The 19746-nt window shown below is 70.8% G+C and carries 28 protein-coding genes; 15 read left to right on the forward strand and 13 right to left on the reverse strand.

Annotated elements, in window-relative coordinates:
* Positions 1-13: 13 nt before the first annotated feature.
* A complete protein-coding gene (locus tag ACQPWW_RS26520; RefSeq protein WP_433126276.1) occupies positions 14-451 on the forward strand; it encodes a hypothetical protein in 438 nt (145 codons plus the stop codon).
* A 31-nt stretch (positions 452-482) separates the two neighbouring features.
* Here the strand turns inward: ACQPWW_RS26520 and ACQPWW_RS26525 are convergent, their stop codons facing one another.
* The 5 genes from ACQPWW_RS26525 to ACQPWW_RS26545 form a co-directional block, all read right to left on the reverse strand.
* Positions 483-1412: an LLM class F420-dependent oxidoreductase gene (locus ACQPWW_RS26525; protein ID WP_433126277.1), complete on the reverse strand. Its 930-nt coding sequence runs from the start codon at positions 1410-1412 to the stop codon at positions 483-485.
* A 67-nt stretch (positions 1413-1479) separates the two neighbouring features.
* Positions 1480-2520, reverse strand: a complete 1041-nt coding sequence (locus ACQPWW_RS26530) for a hypothetical protein (RefSeq protein WP_433126278.1) — start codon at positions 2518-2520, stop codon at positions 1480-1482.
* Positions 2520-2789, reverse strand: coding sequence for a hypothetical protein (locus tag ACQPWW_RS26535; RefSeq protein ID WP_433126279.1), 270 nt, complete (start codon positions 2787-2789; stop codon positions 2520-2522). Before ACQPWW_RS26535 ends, ACQPWW_RS26530 begins: the two co-directional genes overlap by 1 nt.
* A 289-nt stretch (positions 2790-3078) precedes the next feature.
* The gene (locus ACQPWW_RS26540) at positions 3079-3285 is read right to left on the reverse strand and encodes a hypothetical protein (RefSeq protein WP_433126280.1); all 207 of its coding nucleotides are present in this window, start codon (positions 3283-3285) and stop codon (positions 3079-3081) included.
* 170 nt (positions 3286-3455) lie between these two features.
* Complete coding sequence (locus ACQPWW_RS26545; RefSeq protein ID WP_433126282.1) at positions 3456-4475, reverse strand: aldo/keto reductase; 1020 nt, start codon at positions 4473-4475, stop codon at positions 3456-3458.
* Between the two features lie 152 nt (positions 4476-4627).
* On the opposite strand from ACQPWW_RS26545, the gene ACQPWW_RS26550 reads away from it, so the two are divergent.
* From ACQPWW_RS26550 to ACQPWW_RS26595, 10 genes are all read left to right on the forward strand, one after another.
* On the forward strand, positions 4628-5221 hold the full coding sequence (locus ACQPWW_RS26550; RefSeq protein ID WP_433134585.1) for a TetR/AcrR family transcriptional regulator: 594 nt from the start codon (positions 4628-4630) through the stop codon (positions 5219-5221).
* A gap of 104 nt (positions 5222-5325) precedes the next feature.
* Positions 5326-5787, forward strand: a complete 462-nt coding sequence (locus ACQPWW_RS26555; protein ID WP_433126284.1) for an N-acetyltransferase family protein — start codon at positions 5326-5328, stop codon at positions 5785-5787.
* Between the two features lie 3 nt (positions 5788-5790).
* Entirely contained in the window at positions 5791-6270 is a 480-nt protein-coding gene (locus ACQPWW_RS26560; RefSeq protein WP_433126285.1) for a hypothetical protein, read from the forward strand.
* 75 nt (positions 6271-6345) lie between these two features.
* On the forward strand, positions 6346-7563 hold the full coding sequence (locus tag ACQPWW_RS26565) for an MFS transporter (protein ID WP_433126286.1): 1218 nt from the start codon (positions 6346-6348) through the stop codon (positions 7561-7563).
* Between the two features lie 54 nt (positions 7564-7617).
* Positions 7618-8562 (forward strand): RNA polymerase sigma-70 factor, encoded by a 945-nt coding sequence (locus ACQPWW_RS26570; RefSeq protein ID WP_433126287.1) that lies wholly within the window; start codon positions 7618-7620, stop codon positions 8560-8562.
* An 82-nt stretch (positions 8563-8644) separates the two neighbouring features.
* Positions 8645-9820: an NAD(P)/FAD-dependent oxidoreductase gene (locus ACQPWW_RS26575; RefSeq protein ID WP_433126289.1), complete on the forward strand. Its 1176-nt coding sequence runs from the start codon at positions 8645-8647 to the stop codon at positions 9818-9820.
* Between the two features lie 128 nt (positions 9821-9948).
* On the forward strand, positions 9949-10212 hold the full coding sequence (locus ACQPWW_RS26580) for a hypothetical protein (protein WP_433126291.1): 264 nt from the start codon (positions 9949-9951) through the stop codon (positions 10210-10212).
* Between the two features lie 3 nt (positions 10213-10215).
* Positions 10216-10476, forward strand: coding sequence for a hypothetical protein (locus tag ACQPWW_RS26585; protein ID WP_433126292.1), 261 nt, complete (start codon positions 10216-10218; stop codon positions 10474-10476).
* Entirely contained in the window at positions 10473-11168 is a 696-nt protein-coding gene (locus ACQPWW_RS26590) for a hypothetical protein (RefSeq protein WP_433126293.1), read from the forward strand. The genes ACQPWW_RS26585 and ACQPWW_RS26590 overlap by 4 nt, the downstream gene beginning before the upstream one ends.
* On the forward strand, positions 11119-11547 hold the full coding sequence (locus ACQPWW_RS26595; protein ID WP_433126295.1) for a hypothetical protein: 429 nt from the start codon (positions 11119-11121) through the stop codon (positions 11545-11547). The genes ACQPWW_RS26590 and ACQPWW_RS26595 overlap by 50 nt, the downstream gene beginning before the upstream one ends.
* Positions 11548-11652: 105 nt before the next feature.
* Here the strand turns inward: ACQPWW_RS26595 and ACQPWW_RS26600 are convergent, their stop codons facing one another.
* The 3 genes from ACQPWW_RS26600 to ACQPWW_RS26610 are packed head-to-tail and all read right to left on the reverse strand — an operon-like array spanning position 11653 to position 12704.
* On the reverse strand, positions 11653-11844 hold the full coding sequence (locus ACQPWW_RS26600) for a DUF397 domain-containing protein (RefSeq protein WP_433126296.1): 192 nt from the start codon (positions 11842-11844) through the stop codon (positions 11653-11655).
* A gap of 24 nt (positions 11845-11868) precedes the next feature.
* Positions 11869-12069 (reverse strand): Scr1 family TA system antitoxin-like transcriptional regulator, encoded by a 201-nt coding sequence (locus tag ACQPWW_RS26605; protein ID WP_433126298.1) that lies wholly within the window; start codon positions 12067-12069, stop codon positions 11869-11871.
* Between the two features lie 47 nt (positions 12070-12116).
* Positions 12117-12704 (reverse strand): DJ-1/PfpI family protein, encoded by a 588-nt coding sequence (locus ACQPWW_RS26610; protein WP_433126299.1) that lies wholly within the window; start codon positions 12702-12704, stop codon positions 12117-12119.
* A gap of 53 nt (positions 12705-12757) precedes the next feature.
* Between ACQPWW_RS26610 and ACQPWW_RS26615 the strand changes: the two genes are divergently transcribed.
* On the forward strand, positions 12758-13702 hold the full coding sequence (locus ACQPWW_RS26615) for a GlxA family transcriptional regulator (protein ID WP_433126300.1): 945 nt from the start codon (positions 12758-12760) through the stop codon (positions 13700-13702).
* A gap of 22 nt (positions 13703-13724) precedes the next feature.
* Here the strand turns inward: ACQPWW_RS26615 and ACQPWW_RS26620 are convergent, their stop codons facing one another.
* On the reverse strand, positions 13725-14123 hold the full coding sequence (locus ACQPWW_RS26620) for a hypothetical protein (RefSeq protein ID WP_433126301.1): 399 nt from the start codon (positions 14121-14123) through the stop codon (positions 13725-13727).
* Positions 14124-14170: 47 nt separating this feature from the next.
* Entirely contained in the window at positions 14171-14662 is a 492-nt protein-coding gene (locus ACQPWW_RS26625) for a YcxB family protein (RefSeq protein ID WP_433126302.1), read from the reverse strand.
* Between the two features lie 33 nt (positions 14663-14695).
* Here ACQPWW_RS26625 and ACQPWW_RS26630 point away from each other — a divergent pair, with 33 nt between their 5' ends.
* The 3 genes from ACQPWW_RS26630 to ACQPWW_RS26640 all read left to right on the forward strand — a co-directional run bounded on the left by ACQPWW_RS26630 (position 14696) and on the right by ACQPWW_RS26640 (position 17253).
* Positions 14696-15157: a GNAT family N-acetyltransferase gene (locus tag ACQPWW_RS26630; RefSeq protein WP_433126303.1), complete on the forward strand. Its 462-nt coding sequence runs from the start codon at positions 14696-14698 to the stop codon at positions 15155-15157.
* Between the two features lie 112 nt (positions 15158-15269).
* The gene (locus ACQPWW_RS26635; protein ID WP_433126304.1) at positions 15270-16580 is read left to right on the forward strand and encodes a vanadium-dependent haloperoxidase; all 1311 of its coding nucleotides are present in this window, start codon (positions 15270-15272) and stop codon (positions 16578-16580) included.
* Between the two features lie 82 nt (positions 16581-16662).
* On the forward strand, positions 16663-17253 hold the full coding sequence (locus ACQPWW_RS26640; protein WP_433126305.1) for a DinB family protein: 591 nt from the start codon (positions 16663-16665) through the stop codon (positions 17251-17253).
* A 100-nt stretch (positions 17254-17353) separates the two neighbouring features.
* Here ACQPWW_RS26640 and ACQPWW_RS26645 read toward each other — a convergent pair whose 3' ends face one another.
* The 3 genes from ACQPWW_RS26645 to ACQPWW_RS26655 form a co-directional block, all read right to left on the reverse strand.
* Positions 17354-17752: a lasso peptide biosynthesis protein gene (locus tag ACQPWW_RS26645; protein WP_433126306.1), complete on the reverse strand. Its 399-nt coding sequence runs from the start codon at positions 17750-17752 to the stop codon at positions 17354-17356.
* 277 nt (positions 17753-18029) lie between these two features.
* Positions 18030-18917, reverse strand: a complete 888-nt coding sequence (locus ACQPWW_RS26650) for a hypothetical protein (RefSeq protein WP_433126307.1) — start codon at positions 18915-18917, stop codon at positions 18030-18032.
* Between the two features lie 43 nt (positions 18918-18960).
* The gene (locus ACQPWW_RS26655) at positions 18961-19680 is read right to left on the reverse strand and encodes a hypothetical protein (RefSeq protein ID WP_433126308.1); all 720 of its coding nucleotides are present in this window, start codon (positions 19678-19680) and stop codon (positions 18961-18963) included.
* Between the last annotated feature and the right edge of the window lie 66 nt (positions 19681-19746).

Genomic DNA, 19746 nt, shown 5'->3' on the forward strand with positions numbered 1-19746 from the left:
GAACCCTACGCTCATGAGCAGCTACCGTGATCCGGCCCCACGGGGCGACGTGTTTCCCTCCGAGGAGGAGCTGGACCCGACCGGCAGCGGCGTCGAGCAGGCCAGCGCGCCCTCGGCCGGCGGGTTGCCCAGCCATCCGGCGCCCACGCCCGGTCCCCGGCCCACCCCGGCGCCCGCGCCGGCCCCGACCCCGGTGCCCACACCCGGCCCGGCGCCCCGCGCGCCCGGCGCCGGGCCACAGTCGATCGTGACCCGGCACCTGGACGGCTCGGTGGAGGTGGTCACCGACCTCGACGGCGACGGCGTCGCCGATGTCGTCCAGATCGACGTCGACGGCGACGGAATACCCGACATCACCTATGTGGACAGTGACCGGGACGGACGGCTGGACACCGTGCTGGGGGACCCGCACGCGGCGGGGACTGGCGTGGGCGCCCACCGCCGCGCCTGACCGCCGGCGGCACCCACGGCGGCCCGTTGGCTCAGAGCTTCGCCATCACCTCGCTGGCGACCAGTTCGAGGTGCGCCAGGTCGCCGAGGTCGAGCACCTGGAGGTAGAGCCGCTCGCTGCCGATCTCCGCGTACCGGCCGATGGTGTCCAGGACCTCGCCGGGCGTCCCGGCCAGGCCGTTGGCCCGCAACTCGTCCGGTTCGCGGCCGATCGCGGCGGCCCGACGCGCCACCTCGGCGTCGTCGCGCCCACAGCAGAGCACCAGAGCGTTGGACCAGACCAGCTCGGCCGGGTCCCGACCGATCTCCCCGCATGCCGCGCGGACCCTGTCGAACTGCGCCGCCGTGTCCGGCACCGAGGCGAACGGCAGGTTGAACTCGTCGGCGTAGCGGGCGGCCAGCACGGGGGTGCGCCTCGGGCCGGTCCCGCCGAGCAGGATCGGTGGGCGCGGCTGCTGCACGGGCTTCGGCAGTGCGGGCGAGTCCCGGACCGGGTAGTACCGGCCGGCGTACTCGTACCGCTCCCCCGGCGGCGTGGACCAGAGGCCGGTGATCACCGCGAGCTGCTCCTCCAGCCGGTCGAACCGCTCGGCCAGTGGCGGAAACGGGATGCCGTACGCGCTGTGCTCCTCGGCGTACCAGCCGGTGCCGATGCCCAGCTCCACCCGACCGCCGCTCATCTGGTCGACCTGCGCCACGGTGATCGCCAGCGGGCCGGGCAGCCGGAAGGTGGCAGCGGTCATCAACGTGCCGAGCCGGATGCGGCTGGTGTCCCGGGCCAGGCCGGCCAGCGTTGTCCACGCGTCGGTGGGGCCGGGATCGCCCGGCACGTCACCCATCTTGAGGTAGTGGTCGGACCGGAAGAACGCGCCGTAGCCGGCGTCCTCGGCACAGCGGGCGACAGCGAGCAACTGGTCGTAGCTGGCCCCCTGCTGGGGTTCGGTGAAGATCCGCAGTTCCATGATCCGAGCATAGGTCCCCCGGTCGGGACCGGTCGGTGGTCGCGCCGACCGGGCCACCGGCCGGGACTCAGACGTACGGCGGGGTGGAGTAGGCCGCCCGCAGCGCAGCCAGTCCGGTCGCCTTCGGCGTCAGCGTGCCCCACCCGGAGTTGAAGTAGTTGGTCCGGACGATCAGCGGCCCACGCTCAGCGTTGAGCTGGGCGATGGCCGCTGGGACGGTGGCGATCCAGGCGGCCTGGTTGGGGATCTCGGCGACCCGTACCCCCCACTCGGCGATGAGCACCGGGCGGGACAGCGCCACCGGGCCGAGGTCGGCCAACGCCCACTCCTTGGTGCGGCCGAACCGGGCCAGGGCGGTGTGGCTGGCGTTGGTGCCGTAGACGTTCCACTGGAGGAAATCCAGCCGGGCCATCAGTGACTCCGGGTGGATGCGCTGGAAGCAGGCCCGGTCGAAGCCGGCGATCCCGACCGAGAAGGTCGTCCCGCCGGGCAGTGTCCGCGTCTTGAACCAGGTGAGCATGTAGTTGAGCGCCTGCACCGCGCGGGCATCGGACTGCGCCCAGGTGTACCCGACGCCGCCTTCGGTGGTGCCGAACTCGTGGTCGGTGTCCAGTTCGGACGCGAGTTGGATGTTCACGCCGAAGCCGAGCGTCCGATACTGCGCCAGCGCTCGGGCGAACAACCCGTCACACTGACCGCTGAGCACCTGGCCGTACCCGTACGCCTTCGGGCAGGAGGTGCCGGGGCGCTGCTGGATGGTCATCGACGGCGCGGGCACGGTGTAGGTGGTGCCGTCCACGGTGAAGGTCTGCGGGCCGGTGTCCGGGGCGCCGTAGTGCTTCAACTCCAGGACCATGTTCATCTGTATCCCCGCCCTTCCCAGGTTGACCAGCCAGGGGCGGTTGTAGCCGGGGAAGAGGTAGCCGTCGGCGAAGCTGCGGTACTGGGTGAGCGAGCGGAAGTTGCCGCCGGCCATGTCGGCGGTCGGGTCGGCGCCCCCGGAGAGGTAGTAGCCGCCGAGTATCGGCTGGCCACCCACGATGTAGTCGGCGCTCGCCGTCGCGGTGTTGCCGGCGACGTCGCGCACCTGGACGGTGACGCGAGGCATCACGCCACCGCCCGGTAGACGGCGACCGAGCCGTTGTCGGAAACCCGGGTCCAGGTACGCCCGGAGTTGTCGGTGACGGTCAGGGTGAGCGGGTCGATGACCGCGGTGACCTTGACGGGCGCGCTGCTGTTGCCCTGCGCGTCGGTGACCACGATGGTGACGGTCAACGGCTTGGTGTCGGGGTCGGAGTAGGTGACGGTCAGCAGCATCTGGTCGCCCGGCGAGTAGGTCGGCGAGTTCAGCTTTGCGGTTGCGGTGGGAGCGGCCATGGAGGTGCCTCTCTGAGATAGGTCGCCGGGTCCGGGCGCGCGCTGAGCGACGCCGGACCGACGGGACGCACACGGGTGCGAGAGGGAAGGCGGAACACCGGCCCAGGCGACGCGGCCAGGCGGCGGCGTCGGCGGTGATGACGTCCTTGTCCCGGTGAGGACGAACCCGCTGCGGGCGCCCCCAGCGGAGTCGGCACCTGCTCCAACAGTGCTCCGTCCGAGGCGCTGCTGTCTTGTCCGTTGCCCGACAGAGACCCCCGCTGAGCTGCGGAAACGTGAGACGCGGCTGCTATTCGGGCGCGACAGCCCGGACGGCCCGGGCCTGCGCGACGAGGCGGATCGACCCGTCCGCTTCGACCGGAAGCCGGACCGCCAGCACCTCCCGCAGCCCCTCCCGGGCCGGTTCGCTAAACATCGTGACGTAGGCCGGCGCCGCGCCCTGTCCACCGAGGAACGGCGTCCAGTAGTCCGCGAAATCGGTGAAGACCGTCGACACGTCGACACGTCGACCGGCCGCACCGACACCTTGCCCAGGCCGGCGGGCCCCCAGGGCGCCCGCAACGTGTCGGGCTGCCACCGCAGCGAAGAAACGCGTCACAGCCGCGGCCGTGCGTCGAGCATGGCGACCGAACCCCCAGCGAGGTGGACCAGCGCACCGGCCAAGGCTCACCGACGTCGCCGCGCCGGGTCGAGCAGAGCGGGCGGGCTGTCGAACTTTTCGTGCGCGGCGAGGTCGACGCCGGGAGCGACGATCGTGTCGATCGTGTCGAGCACGTCGCCGGTCAGCACGGTGTCCGCGGCGGCGAGCTGGGAGCGCAGGTGCTCCCTGGTGCGCGGGCCGATGATCGCGCTGGTCACGGCCGGGTGCGCGGTAACGAACCCGAGCGCGAGCTGGATCAGCGTCAGCCCCGCCTCCTCGGCGACGGTGGCCAGCCGCTCGACGGCGTCGAGCCTGGCCCGGTTGGCCGGGATGCTGAGGTCGAAGCGCTCCGGGAGGATCGTCGAGCGGCTGGTGGTGACCTCCCGGCCGGCACGGATCGCGCCCGACAGCCAGCCCGAGGCGAGCGGGCTCCATGCGAGCACGCCGATCCCGTACTGCTCGGTCACCGGCAGGATGTGGCCCTCGATGCCTCGTTGCAGGATCGAGTAGCTGGGCTGCTCCGTGACATAACGGCCCAGGTGATGCTCCCGGGCGGCCCATTCGGCCTGCACCAGCCGGTACGCGGGGAAGGTTGAGGAGCCGAAGTAGCGGATTTTCCCCGCCCGCTGCAGGTCGGTCAGCGCCGACAGGGTCTCCTCGTCGCTGGTGGTCGGGTCCCATCGGTGGATCTGGTAGAGATCGACGTGGTCAACGCCGAGGCGGCGCAGGCTGTTGTCCAACTCGGTGACCAGCCAGCGGCGCGAGCCACCCCGATGATTGCGCTCATCACCCATTGGCATGCCCGCCTTCGTGGCCAGTACGACGTCCTCGCGGCGACCGACGATGGCCTTGCCCACCATCTCCTCCGACTCGCCCTGGCCGTACATGTCGGCGGTGTCGATCAGGTTGATTCCGCCCTCCAGTGCGGCGTCGACGATCGCCGTCACCTCCTCCTGGGTGGTGCGTCCCAATGTGCCGAAGTTCATCGCGCCCAGCGCGAGGGTGCTGACCTGAACGCCGGTGCGACCCAGGGTGCGGTACTGCATGATTTCTCCTCCGAGAGACGGGAGCGTGACTTGGCTCAGCACTGCCTGCTCTGGCATGCTGAAGCAAGCGGAACCTTGTTCCGCTAACCACTATACGGAACGTTGTTCCGTTTGCCAAACGACGTGATGGAGGTGGCACAGCAGTGCCCGACATCGAGAGCGGGTCAGGCCGGCCGGTGCCACGGAAGCGGGCTGACGCCCGCCGCAACGAGGCGACACTGCTGGACGCCGCCGCCTCGACCTTCGTCACCTCCGGCGTGGACGCGCCAGTGCGGGACATCGCCGCCAGGGCGGGTGTCGGTGTCGGCACGATCTACCGCCACTTCCCGACGCGCGCCGACCTCATCGTCGCCGTCTACCGACACCAGGTCGAGGCATGCGCGGAGGCCGGTCCGGCCCTGCTGGCCACGAGCAGCACACCGCATGCCGCCCTCGCGCAGTGGATCAGTCTCTTCGTCGACTTCCTGGTCACAAAGCACGGCCTCGCCGAGGCACTACAGTCCGACAACGCCGCCTTCGAGACTCTGCACGCCTATTTCCTGGACCGCCTGGTGCCCGTGTGCGCCCAGTTGCTCGACGCCGCCGCCACGGCGGGCGAGATCCGGCCCGACGTGACCGCCTTCGAGGTGCTGCGGGGTGTCGGCAACCTCTGCATCGGCGCGGGCGAGCCCCGTTACGACGCTCGTCGCATGGTCGAACTCCTCGTCGCGGGGCTGCGCCAACGGAGGAGCGAGGCAGCCGACTGATCGACTCGCTCTTCTTGATGTCGCGGCATCCTCGACACCGCGACACCCCGAGATCAGCGAAACCGAGTCGATCACCGCCCCGGCGGACCGATAACCTGGCGATCATGGCGGACTGGGAGCTGCGACCGGCCTCGGTGGCGGACGTCGACGCCGTGGCCGAGTTGCGGGCCGTGGTGCTGCGCGCCGATCTGGAGCGGCTCGGGCGGTACGACGACCAGCGCGTGCGGCAGCGCCTGCGGGACGGCTTCGCCCCGGCGTACACCTGGATTGTCGAGGTGGACGGCACGTTCGCCGGCTGCGTGGCGCTGCGCCCGGCGGACGACGCCCACTGGTTGGAGCACTTCTACCTGTCCCCGCGGGTGCAGGGCAGCGGCGTCGGCACGGCCGTGCTGCGCGAGCTGCTGGACCGGTGCGACCGGGACGGCACCCTGGTCCGGCTTAACGTGTTGCGGGGCAGTCCGGCCCGGCGGCTGTACGAGCGGCACGGGTTCACGCTCGAGACCGAGGATCCGGTGGACGTCTTCATGGTGCGCGCACCGACCCGGGAACTGTCAACGTATCGTTGACACGTGACGGCGGAGCTGGCGCAGTTGGCGGAGGTCCGGGTCGAACGTGCCCGCCTGGACGAGCGGGAGCTGGACCTGATCGACCGGGCGCGGCACCACGGCGCGACGTGGGCGCAGGTGGCGCAGGCGTTGGGCCTCGGCAGCCGGCAGGCCGCCGAGCAGCGCCGACAGCGGCTGGTGGCGGCGCGGAGGTCCCGGCAGCAGCGCGGCGACCGCCGCTACCCGGCACAGATCACGGCACTGCGTGCCGCAGTGGCCCAGCTCGGCCGATGGATCGACACGGACCGGCGGTGGGACGCGCGATTCCGCCGGGCGGCGCTCGTGCGCGGCACTGTGGACGCGGCAGTGGACGCCGCCCCGGGGTCGCTGTACGCGCTGGCCCCGCATCTCGTCGCTGACCTCGCCGAGGCGGGCGACCGCCTGCCGGCACCCGCCCGAGCCGCCGCGGCGAAGATCGCCTCCGCGTTGTCAATGCCACGTTGACGTCGATCACCAGCATTGCGCGAGGAGGCCTCAAGAAACAGGATATGAGTCACCCCGGCTCAACCTGGAGGACTCATGCGGCGCAACGCGGGACTGTTCGTGGCGATCTCACTGTTGTCCGGCTTCGGCAGCAGTGCCATGTCCCTGGTGGCCGGCATCTGGACCCTGGACCTGACCGGCTCCACCGGCCTCGCGGCCCTCACCGGGCTGTGCGTGTACGCCCCGGTGCTCGCCGGTCCCTGGCTGGGCGGTCTGCTCGACCGGGCACCCCGGCGGCCGCTTGTCATCGCTGTCAACCTCGGGTTGGCCGCCGCCCTGCTGGCCCTCTTCGCGGTGCGCGGGCCAGGGCAGGCATGGCTCGTCTTCGCCGTCGCATCCGTCTACGGCGTCAGCTACGTGCTCATCGACGCGGGCGAGACGGCGCTGCTGCCGTCCGCGCTGTCCCCAACGGAACTCGGCGACGTCAACGGATGGCGGTCAAGCGCACAGGAGGGCATGAAGCTTGTCGCTCCGCTGGCCGGTGCGGGCCTCTACGCCTGGCGCGGCGGCCACGCGGTCGTCGTGCTCAGCGCGGCCATGCCGGTCCTGGTCGCCATCCTGTACGCCACGCTGCGCCTCCACCGGACGCCACCGGTCCAGCCGACGCAGCGACACCGGGCCCTGTGTGCCGGGGTATCGGTCCTGTTCCGACAGCGGGCGACGCGTGTGCCGGTCGTGCTCGCCGCCGTGTCGATCGCCATGTCCGGCTTCACGACCGCGGCGATCTATACGATCGTGACCACCGACCTCCGGCTCCCGACGACGTTCCTGGGCGTGCTGACCAGCGCGCAGGGCGCTGGATCCATTCTCGGCGGCCTGATCGTCGGCCGGCTCCTGGCCAGCCGGGGCCCGGGTGCCGTCGGCGTCGCCGGGACGGTGCTGTTCGCCGTCGGTTGCCTGGCCCGTGGCCTGCCGTGGTGGCCGGTCACTGTCGCCGGCGCGGTGGTCGCCGGCGTCGGCCTGCCCTGGACCCTGGTCGCGGCGGTGACGGCCGTGCAGACGCACACGCCGTCGGCCCTGCTGGGCCGGGTCTCCGCGACGGCGAACACCGCGATGTTCGGCCCCCTCGTGCTGGCCATCCCGCTCGGCTCGGCGGCCGTCCACCTCGGCGGCCGCCCACCGCTCGTCGCCGCTGTCGTGATCTGCCTGACGGCGGTGGCCGCCACGCTCCACCGTCCGCTGACGACGGCTCGGCCGGCACCCGGGCTCGACCACTCCGGCCAGGCTCCGCCGAACGCGGACCGGGCCTGGTGACGGTTTCCCGCCGACGAGGTCGACCGACACGCGGGCGTGGTTAACTATCGAGCCATGCCGCTCAGTCCGGACGAGGTCGAGCTCTTCGAACGCGCCAGGGCACGCCTGGGGGCGATCGCCTACCGCCTGCTGGGCTCGGCGAGTGACGCCGAGGACGCGGTCCAGGACACGTTCCTGCGCTGGCAGTCCGCCGATCGCCAGCGGGTCGAGACGCCCGAGGCCTGGCTGACGAAGGCGCTCACCAACGTGTGCCTCAACCAGCTCACCTCGGCGCGGGCCCGACGCGAGACCTATGTGGGGACCTGGCTGCCCGAACCGGTGCTGGCCGGGGATCGGATGCTCGGCCCACTCGACACCGCCGAGCAGCGCGAGTCGATCTCGATGGCGGTGCTCACCCTGCTGGAGCGGCTGTCGGCCAAGGAGCGCGCGGTGTACGTGCTCCGCGAGGCCTTCGGCTACGCGCACGGGGAGATCGCCGACATCCTCGGCGTCAGCGAGTCGAACTGCCAGCAGATCTACCGGCGGGCCAAGCAACACGTCGCCGACGACCGAGCCCGCGGGGAGGTCGACGCCGCCACCGCGCGCAGGATCGTCGAGGAGTTCCTCGCCGCGGCCGCGAACGGCGAGACCGAGCGGCTGGTCACCCTCCTCACCGACGACGCGACGAGCATCGGTGACGGCGGCGGCAAGATCCCGGCCCGGACCACACCGGTGGTCGGCGCGCCGGCGGTGGCCCGCTTCCTGCGGGGCCTGTTCGCGCCCAGCACCGCCAAGCGGGACCTCGTGGGCGGCCGCCCGCTCGTCTACGCCGAGGTCGTCAACGGCGCTCCGGCGCTGGTGGTCGTGCTCGACGACCAGGTCGTCGGGGTGATGTCGGTGCAGGTGACGTCCGACGGCATCGCGGCCCTGCACACCCAGGTCAACCCCGACAAGCTGGTACGCGCCACCCGGCACTGGTCCGCATCCGCGCACGGGGAGCCCCTGCTGCGCATCTGGTGACCCAGCTCTCAGCCGACTCCTGTCAGGAATCGGGTCGCTGTCCGGTTCAGGAGGCGACCCTCACCGAGACAGGAGCGCCACCATGAAGCACCGGATCGTCGTCCTCGGGGCCGGATACGCCGGAGCCATCGCCGCCGGGCGTCTCGCCAGGCGACTGCACCCCGACGACACGCAGATCACCGTCGTCAACGCCGACGCCGACTTCGTCGAGCGGGTCCGAATGCACCAACTCGCCACCGGTCAGCACCTCAAGCGTCGACCGCTTACCGACGTCTACGCCGGCACCGGAGTCGAGGTCCGGGTGGCCCGGGTCACCGCCGTCGACGCCGACCGCAGGACCGTCGCGCTCGGCGCCGACGAGATCGCGTACGACACGCTCGTCTACGCCCTCGGCAGCGCCAGCGCGGACCACGGCGTCCCCGGCGTCGCCGAGCACGCGTACGACATCGCCGGCAGGCCGTCGGCGCTGCGGTTACGCGACCGCCTGGCCCAGCTCCCAGCCGGCGCGACAGTGCTCGTCGTCGGCGGCGGCCTCACCGGCCTCGAAGCGGCCACCGAGATCGCGGAGGCCCGCCCGGACCTCGACGTCGCGCTCGCCGCCCGGGGCGCTCTCGGTGACTGGCTCACCGGGAAGGCGCAGCAGCACCTGCGCGGGGTCTGCGCCCGGCTCGGCATCACCGTCCACGAGCACACCGACATCGCCCGGGTCGACGCCACCGGCGCGGTCACCAGCGACGGCCAGGTGATCCCGGCCCAGGTGACAGTGTGGACGGCCGGCTTCGCCGTCCACCCCATCGCCGCCGCCACGACCCTGACGGTCGCGGGCACCGGGCAGATCGTCGTCGACGCCACGATGCGTTCGGTCTCGCACCCCGACGTGTACGCCGTCGGCGACGCCGCGATCGCCGAGGGACCGGGCGGGAAACCGCTGCGGATGTCCTGCGCCTCGGGAACGCCGATGGCCTGGCAGGCCGCCGACGCCATCGCCGCCCGCCTGACCGGCCGGACGAAGATCCCCAAGGCTCCGCTGCGGTACTTCAACCAGTGCATCAGCCTCGGCCGCCGCGACGGCCTCATCCAGTACGTGACCGCCGACGACCGGGCCAGGCCCGCCCTGCTCAAGGGCACACTGGCGGCCCGCTACAAGGAGGTCGTCTGCGCGGGAGCGGCCTGGAGCGTCTCCCGCCCGATCCCGTACCCGGTGCGCCGCCACCGCATCGTCGCGACCCGGACGGAGAGCCTCGCGGCGACGCCGTGACGCAACTGACGAATGGCCTCCAGGAGGCGGGGCCACGGAGAGGGATTCATGTTGGGTAGTGTCGGCGTCGCTACGGAACGTGCAGAACACCGGGGTCCCTCGCCGCCCCAGTCGACCGGAAGGACGGCATGGCCAGCATCGAGCAAGTCAAAGCCGCGCTCGCCCAGGCAGCCGAGCAGAGCAACACGACGACGAGCCAGATCCGGGCCACCATCGAGAGCACCGAGCAGGTGCTTACCCAACTGCGCACGGTCGCCGCCGGCACCGGGCACCCTGCCCTCTCCGAGGCGATCGCCCGAGCGGAGCAGACCAAGCAACGCCTGATCGAAGCAGCCACCACTCTCCAGGGCAGCACCGCGGCGGCCCGGCAGTACATCAGCATCCTTGGCTGACCCGTGAGTATCGGCGAGGTCAAGGCGGCCCTCGAGGAAGCGAACCAACTACTCGACCAGGGCAGGACGACGGTCGAAGGTATCGACGATTCCCTGGACGAGGCCGCTGGGCTCATGCTCGCGACCTTGCATGACAGTCGGCGGGAAGAGGCAGAGAAGGCCCGCAAGGCCGTCGCCGAGGCGGTACGCGAGGTCAAGCTGACCCTCCGGGCCATCACCGCCGCACAGGAGAGTGGCAACGAGTTCGGAAAGGCGTTGGGGTGAGCAGCGTGCTTGCTCAGGTGGTGGCCCAACTCAGGTCCACGATTGAGCGTTTGGACGCGGTCGCGGTCCAGGCGAACCGTGTCGCCGCGGATGTCGCTGAGGGAAACGCCCGCTACGCCGCTGTTGGCAGGGGCACCGATCATCCAAAGCTGCGTGCGGCGGTGAGTCAGAGTCGGACCGGGGCGGACAAGGCCCACCGGATTGCCCGGTTGAGCAGCGACGCCGCCAGAAACGTCGCGGACTTTCTGAACGCCATCGCTCCCGGTTCAGCACCGCAATCGGCGGCAGCCGCCTCCGGGCCACCGTCTGGCGAGGACCTCCTGACGGACAGCGACCGACGTGCCCTGAAGCGGCGGAGTTTCCTCGAACGCTCGGCGCGAAGGGCCGATGACATCCAGGAACAGGTTTCAGCAGGCACCGACGCACTTCAGAAGGGTGCGAAGGCCCTCCGCGACTTCGACGGCCCTTCCGGAACCCACTCGACCGGCACCGGCACCCCCAGCGTTCCTGGACCCCCGGCACGACCGAAGATAGATGGCGCGGAAGCGGCCGGGAATCTTGTGGTCGTCGGCCTGTTGGCCGGTGTCGCGGCGCATCGGACCCTCACAGTGGTGAGCACATGGATAGCGAGGTTCAGCAGACGTGACGGAACAACCGCTCAGCGCACTGATCCGGGCTCTGGCAAAGGCTGACTGGGATGCAGTCGACGCGCTCGTTGTGGAAATCGGTCAGCACGGCCTGGCGAATGGACTCCAGGTCATCGGTGCTGCCTTCGCAATCGCCGTCGACCGGCGCTTCGGACCCGACACCACCCCCACGGACGTGGCGCGCTGGGTCGCCGACGTTCGCGCCCAGAACAAGGGGGGAGATGACCTTCCCGCTCTGGAGATGGAGGGCCTTATCCGGGCAGCTCTCGGCGAAACGGAGTTGGTCGACAGCATTAGCCCTGAAACTGCCCTCGGAGCCGAGCTTTTCATGCTCGGGCGGATCCTCCTGGAGTCCAAGCTCCCCCCGGCCGAACTCGACGAGTTCATTGCGGAGGCAGAGCAACTCGCTGCTGAACAACGTTAGCGGGCGGGATATCCCGCCCGTCACCCACCGAACACGCCCGCGGTTTCGTCGCCGATGGATGCGGGTGTCGCAGCGGTGTCTCGCCGCTACACCTGGGCGGTCCGGTCAGGGGCGGCCGATCATCTGCGCCTTTGTCGTGCTCATGAATGCGACCCAGGCTGCCGGCGCGAAGCTCAGCATCCCGGCGTCGGGTGCCTTGGAGTCACGGACGTCCACCTTGGCGCCCCGGTCACGCACCTCGACGCACTGACCGTTACTGCCGGACCGGCTCGACCTGCGCCAAGCGTTACGTTGCACTCTCGCTCCACTCCTTGATGAACTTCATCGACTCGGCCCGGACATAGCCACCGTCCCCAGATTGACGTACGCCGTCGACAGACGCGCCATGTCACGGCTCGACTTTAAGAACAATTCAGCGGCCAGAGTCTCGATGTAGCCCAACGGCGGGTCGTCTGGCTCAAAGGCGAGTAACGCAAAACCATTGCCGTCCGCGAGGTGGGCGCCGGCCTCGAAGCGCAGCACCTGGATCGTGACGTTCGGCAGCCGGCCCAGCGAGGTCGCTCATGGTCCTACCTCCCCTGCGCGAGCCAGGTGGGAGCCGGTCGCGCGTACTCGATGGTGGCCGCTACGCGGTCGGCGGTGGCCGCGTCGAGTTCCCGTTCCGTGATCCACAGGGCCAGGTCCAGCCCGGCCGCGAGCGCGCCCGCGGTGATGCGATCACCGTCGTCGACGACCCGCTCCTCGACCACATCGACGCCGTAGGAGCGCAACTCCTCGTACGCGTTGCGGTTGGTGGTCGCCCGCCGCTGGCCCAGCAGCCCGGCGGCCGCCAGCAACAGACTGCCAGTGCAGACCGACGCCATCCAGCGGGTCGAGGGGGCCAGAGCGGCCAGCCGGGCCGGGAGCACGCCGTGCTGCGCCTCGGCCCAGGCACCAGCAGGGGCCCGGTTCAACCACCCTCCGCCCGGCACGACCACACCGTCGGGCCGACCCAGCACCGCGGGCACCTGGAGTTGGACACCCCGCATGCTGACCACCGGCCCCGGCCGCTCGACAGTGACCAGCTCGACAGCGAATCCGGCCATCGCGAGCACCTCGAAGGGGCCGAACACGTCCAACTCGTCAAAGCCATCGAAAACCACGATCTCTATCCGCATCCGACGAGGATCCCGCCGCACGACCGTGGACGACGAGTGGCATCCTCGCCACCGTGCATAAGCAATCGGCCACGCACCGGGTCGCCGTACTGGCCCTGCCACCCGTCGTCGCCTTCGACCTGACCATCGCGACCCACGTCTTCGGCCACGAGGGCCAGGGTCGGTACACGACCACCGTCTGCTCGCCGGACGGCGGCCCGGTTCCCACCACCACCGCCGGGCTGGGCCTGACCGTCGATGCCACGATCGATGCCCTCGCCGACGCCGACACCGTGATCGTTCCCGGTTTCCGCCGGGGACCCGCGCCGGCGCGGGCACTCGACGCGCTGCGGCACGCGTACCGGCGGGGCGCCCGCATCGCCTCGATCTGCACCGGGGCGTTCGCCCTGGCCCAGTCCGGGTTGCTCGATGGTCGGCGGGCGACCACCCACTGGATGCACGCCGAGGCGTTGGCCCGCGAACACCCCGGGGTCACCGTCGATGCCAATGCGCTGTACGTCGACGAGGGGCAGGTACTGACAAGCGCCGGGCTCGCCGCGGGCCTCGACCTGTGCCTCTATCTGGTTGGCCGGGACCACGGCCAGCAGGTGGCCATCGAACGCGCCCGTCTCATGGTCACACCGCTGCACCGGGCCGGCGGCCAGGCGCAGTTCGTCCCGGCCCAGGCGAGTGGGGAGGACGCCGAGATGGCCGCCGTCACCACCTGGGCGACCGCGAACCTGCACCTGCCGATCACCGTCGCGGACCTGGCCCGGCACGGTCTTCAGTCCACCCGTACGTTGCACCGCAACTTCCGACACCGGTTCGGCCTGAGCCCGCAGGCGTGGCTGACCGAGCAACGGCTGCGCGCGGCCTGCGGGCTGCTCGAGAGCGACGACATCACGATCGACGAAGTCGCCAGACGGACCGGGCTGGGCACCGCCACGAACCTACGGGCCCATTTCCGCCGAGCGTTCGCCACCACTCCCACCGCCTACCGCCGCGCCTTCACCCCCTGACGCGCGCGGGGCCATCGGGTGGTTAGTCCGGGAAGACAGCGCCGTTGGCGCCGAGGTACGGAGCCGGGTCCATGCGGCCACCCAGCGCGGCGGCCACCGCCTCAGCGGCGGCCAACTTGATGTCGCCGTCGCATGTGTCGACCGGGGAGTCGCCGATCATCATCAGTGTCACGCGCATGGCGCGGTCGCGACCCGGTACGTGTGCGAGCGCATACCGTGCCCCCGCCAACGCCTCCGCGATCAACTCAGCGTTTGTCGTCCTGTCGACCACGGCCTGCGGTCCGTACCTGTCGCGCAACCAGTCGAACGCATGGGGAGAGACGACCACCTGATCGTGCTCGGCAGGCTCGGCGACCGCGGCGACCTCGGCGATGTGCGCCAGCCCGGCGACTATCTTACGGAGCGTGAACCGCGCCTCCACCGCACCAATCTACGCAGTACGCGGTGTCGCCCGCGACCTGACGGCCGTCACTCGAGCAGGCCGCGTCTGGTCAGATGGGCACGCAGCGTCTCGGCGTCCTCGGGGGACATCAGGCGGCGTGGGATGACTGTCGCCGGCATCCGCCCGACGTACACGATCCAGAACTCGGGGGTGTCCTTCACCTGGGAGACCCCGTCCCAGGCGATGCCGCTGGACTGCGAGCCGCTGCGCATCATGATGTTGTCGTCGGTGATGTCGTAGGCGCCCTCGACCGCGTAGTCACCGGAGCGGCGTCGGGCGCGCCACCGCACCCACGGCGAATACAGCATCGACAGCAGACCGGCCACGACCATGGCCGTGTAGAGCGGCGAGAACTGGTCGGCTCGGGCGGACCCGCGCGCGACGGCGAGACCGATCACCCCCACCGCCACCAGCACCGCGCCGATGTAGCCGTACCTGCGCAGGCGTACGCGGCTGAGCGCGGCGGCCACCCGGCCCGGGTAGGCGGGGTCGGCGGGAATGTCGAAACGGATGTGCACGCCAGAACGATAGTGCCCGGCTAGCCTGTCCGGATGCCTGATCTTCGCTTCGAGGCGGTGCGGCCGGACAGCGACGACGGCGTCTGCTCCGACTGGCAGTACGTCCACAACCTGATCATCCCGACCAGCCCGCTCTCGGTCGGCGAGATCCGCGCCCGTGCCGATCGCAACCGCCTGACCGTCACCTATCACGGCGACACGCTCGTGGGCTGCTCGACGGTTCGGCCGCCGATGGACGACCAGGCGACGGCGACGGTAATCGTCCGCGTGCTGCCGGAACATCGCGGTCGGGGTTTCGGTGGGCGACTGTACGACGAGGCGCTGGGCGCGGCCTACGAGGTCGGCGCCCGAGTCATCGAGACCGTTGTCCTGGCCGCCAACCAGGACGGGCTGCGGTTCGCCGAACGGCACGGTTATGTCGAGATCGACAGGTACCTGCTCGACGGTGACACGATCCCGTTCGTCGACCTTCGGTTGGCCGAGCCCGCCGGCTGATCTCGTCATAGATATCGAGATCTGGCGATACCATCGTCGGTAGCCATCGAATCCCGATCGCGCGCCGCGTGCTGTCGACAGCATGCCTCGCCGACCTACCGACGGGGAGATCATGACGAGCCGCACCCCCGCACGTCGGACGATCCGGTCACGCGTCGTTCCCGCGGCCATCGCGCTCGGCTCGCTGGTCGCCGCCACGTTGACCGCGCCGGCATCGAGCGCCGCTGCCGCGATCGCCGACCGTAGCCCGGTCAACCCGGTGGTCACCTGGGACCTCAACGCCCAGACGGCGATCTGGGACGTCGCGGCTCAGCAACCGAACGAGCAGGTGCGCAGCTTCGCGATGGTGAGCGGAGCCGTCTACGACGCGCTCAACGCGATCGCCGGCACCCCGTACCAGCCGTATCTCGTGGCACCGCCGTCGAGCGGGACGGAGTCGGCGGACGCCGCCGTCGCCACCGCCGCCCACGACGTGCTCGCCGCCCTCTTCCCCGCCCAGCAGGAGCGGCTTCGGGCCCAGTACGACGCGGCGATCGCCGCGATTCCCGATGGGCGGTCGAAGCACGGCGGCGTGGCGGTCGGGGCGCGAGCGGCGGCCGCGATGGTCGCGGCGCGGCAGGACGACGGCGCGTTCGGGGACCAGCAGTGGCGCACCGGAACGGTGCCCGGCCAGTGGCGACCCACACCGCCGCTGTTCCTGTCGCAGGGCGCCTGGACCGGGCACATGCGCCCGTTCCTCCTCCCCCGCGCGTCGACGTTCCGCGCCCCCGAGCCGCCCCGCCTGACCAGCAGCGCCTACGCCCGCGACCTCAACGAGGTGCGGGCAGTCGGCGGTGCGACGAGCACGGTGCGCACCCAGGACCAGACCGAGGCCGCGCTCTGGTGGCACGACCGGCGGTCCGCCTCGTGGGAGATCAAGCGACAACTCGCCACCACCCACCGGCTGGACGCCCTGCACACCGCGCGCTTCTTCGCGATGACCGACCTCATCGTGGCCGACTCCGGGGTGGCGTGCTTCAGTCAGAAGGACGTCTGGAGCTACTGGCGTCCGGTCACCGCGATCCAGTTGGCCGACACGGACGGCAACCCGAGGACGGCCGCCGACCCGGGCTGGCAGTCGTTGCTCGGCACGCCCCCCTTCCCGGAGTACCCCTCCGGCCACGCCTGCGGCACCGGCGCGCGGATGTCGCTGTACCGATACTTCTTCGGCCGGGACGACGTCGCGTTCAGCGGATCCAGCGTCGACTCCGGCACGACCCGGCACTTCACCAGCTTCTCGCAAGCGCTCGACGAGCTCATCGGCGCGCGGGTCTGGGGTGGCGTCCACTTCCGCACCGCCGACGTCGAGGGCGCGAAACTGGGTGCGGAGGTCTCCCGCTACGCGGTCCGCCACTACTTCCGCCCGCTGCGACAACGGCGGTGAGTACGGCGTCGCCGTCCACGAGCGCGCCGATCCTGTGGCCGGCACCCCATGGCGGTCGGGCGGCTGAGGAATACTGGCCCGCATGGCTGATCTGGGCGAGACGAAGACCGCGCTGCACCGCTATCTCCGGCTGACCCGCGACAACCTGATCTGGAAGCTCGACGGGCTCAGCGAGCGCGAGGCCAGGTTGCCCCGCACCGCGACCGGCAACAACCTGCTGGGCGTCGTCAAACACTGCCTCAATGTCGAGGCCGGCTACTTCGGGCTCGCATTCGGGCGCGAGTTCCCGACACCTGAGGAGCTGGTCCCCCTGTCGGCGGTCGACGAGGACCCGCAGGCCGACTGGTACGCCACCGAGGATGAGACGAAGGACGGGCTGATCGACCTGTACCGCCGGGTGGGGGTCTTCGCCGATGAGACGATCGACAAGCTTCCCCTCGACGCACCGGGGCGGGTGCCCTGGTGGCGGCCGGGCCACCAGGACGCGACGTTGCAGCAGATCCTCGTCCACGTGACCGCCGACCTCGCCCGCCATGCCGGTCACGCCGACATCATGCGCGAGCAGCACGACGAGGCGGTCGGTCTGCGGCGGGAGACCGCCGGCCTCCCCGACGGGTACGACTGGCCGGCGTACGTCAGCAAGCTGACGAAGATCGCCAACCGGTTCGAGTAGCCGGGGGCGGCCACCACCGGCGACTGTCCGCCGGCACGGTCGGCCGGACCCGTGCCGGTCCGTCGTTCCTGTTGGGTGGTTGCGGCACAACCGGTGCCGGTCAGCGCAGCCAGGCCGGCGGGGCCGGATGCCGCAGGATCTCGGCCAGCCCGTGCCGGTGCGGGTCCGGGTCGCCGTCGAGCCAGGCGTGGGCGTGGAACCCCGCGGCCGGCGCGCTGACCCCGATCACCACGGTGCGCGGCACCCCCCGGTCGGCGAACCAGCGCTGCCGCACCAGGGCGCTCTCCAGACAGTTGCCGCCGCTGCGCCGCAGCGCCCCCTGGACCACCGTGTCGGTACCGCCCGACGGGGGCGCGGTGAGGTGCACAGCGATCAGCCCGCCGCGCGCGAGTTGGCGACGCACTCGCCGACACGCCAGCATCGTCCAGGCCACCAGGGCCACCCCCCGTGGCCCGTGGTTACGGAGCAGCCGGGCCAGCGCCTTGAGGCTGGCCGTCACGGCAGCGGCCCGGACCCGGTGTGGACGAAGGCAACCGGGACGAGGTACGGGTGGGTGAGCGGCGGCCCAGCGGCGCTTCTCATCGGTGTGTCTCCTGGTGTGGCTCGGGCGCGCGGACGACGCCGGTGGTGCTGTGCTCCCTCCCACCGTTGCCGTACGGAGCCGAGACGAGACGGAGGGCGATCTCAAACTTACCCTCCGTGGGGGCGGACGCGGTGGTGCGCGGTATACCGCTGCGGTATACCGCTCACCAGCACATCGACCTGGCGGGACTCGCCTAGAACCCGCCCCACCGGCGGGCCCCGCACTTCCAGGTCTTTCCGCCGTCGTGCGAGACGCAGACCACGAGGATCTTCCCGAGGAGGGGAAGCCCGAAGGTGAAGATGTGGATCGTCGTCTTCTTCGCGTACGGGACGCCGGACTTCTCGGCGACGTCGCCCAACGCCCACCCGGAGTCCGGTGCGTCACGTGTCGCCACCCGGCGCAGCGAGTCGACGTCCTTGCCGTCGATGAGCATCTCGACCTCCTCCGCCGAGGGCTCACCGTCGCCGATCAACGTGTCCACCGTGTACGGGCCGTCGACGGCGACACCGTTGGCCTTCTCGAAGTCCGCCCTCATCCCGCCCACCGTGGTGTCGCCGGCAAGGTCGAGGGTGAGGATCTGGTCGGTCCCCCGCCGCGACAGGATGCACTCCCAGACGGTTTTCCCCGACGCGATGCACATGGTCAGGCACCACTCCCGGCCGTCGGGCGTGGACGAGGCGAACAGCAGGGAGGTCGCCGTCCCGCCGTCACCCCTGCCGTCGTACGCGCCGTCGGCGAGGTCGGCCATTGTCGTGCCGAGCAGGTCCCGGCTACCCGGCATCGTGCCCACGACCTTGACGCCGTCCACCTGCTCACCGGCCACGAGCGCCGCCAGCTGGTCGCCGGTGAGATCGCGGCCTCCGGCGTCCACGGCCAGCACCGTCTCCAGGTCGCCGACGGGCCGGCCGGTCAGGTCGGCGAACCGTTGCAGCATCGTCCCCGGCGCGCCGGGGTGGTCGGTGACCGTCGTCCGGGCCTCGTCGTCGGCGGCCTGCGACGGAGCGTACGACGCTGTCAGCCCGACGATCAGGACCGTCGTGATGACTGAGACGCGCCTGGCGATGTCCCGCAGAGTTGTCATGGTGTCCTCGTCTCGGTGCTCGGTGTCGGCGGGGTCGGACGGGCTACCAGCGACACGTGACCACGTCGCCAACGGTGTTCGGGGATCCCCAGTCGCAGTGGTCGTCGATCCACTCGCCGATCTCGCCGATCGTGTCCACGATCCACGCGAACACCGACTTGATCGCGCCCCAGAGGCTGAAGTAGACGACTGTCGTTTCAGGGGTGCCGCCGGCCTCGTCGATGACGTCCTTCGTCGACATGGCGACGTTCGGCTTCTCGACGATGTCGAGCACCCGTACCCCGGTGGTGTCCTTGCCGGCCAGCAGCGCCTCGATCTGCTCCGGGGTCCGCTCCTTGCCGTCGTCGACCGCCACGATCGCGCGGTCGATCATGATTTCTCGACTGCCGCTGACGGCTCGGGCGATGCCGGCGATCTCGCCCACCGTGAGGTCGTTGCCGAGCGCGGGACCGGTGAACCGGCGGACCGAGACGGCACCGGCCGGGTCGATGAAGATCTCGTCGGCCGTGATCAGGTCGTCCGCTCCGAACGGATCCCAGGCGAACGTCCACCGCCCACCGACGCACCGGAACTGGCCGTACTCCCGGCCCTCCGGCGCGGTCTCGGTACGGACGATCCCGCCGCGCTCGTCGACGTGCTGGACCACACAGTCGGTACCCTTCGTCGGCGGCTTGTCGGTCTTTGCCACTGCTGCGGTGGACATGGCCAGCACCGTCCCGCTGACCACCCCGATCACCGCGAGGCGGTGTGCCAAGCGACTCATCGAACGCTCCATTCCTCGTGCCAGAAACTGGTCTCCGAAGAGTGCCGGGCCGCGCTGAAGCGGCCC

Origin of the sequence: Micromonospora sp. CA-240977 (genome assembly GCF_050942285.1) — a bacterium.
GTDB lineage: Bacteria > Actinomycetota > Actinomycetes > Mycobacteriales > Micromonosporaceae > Micromonospora.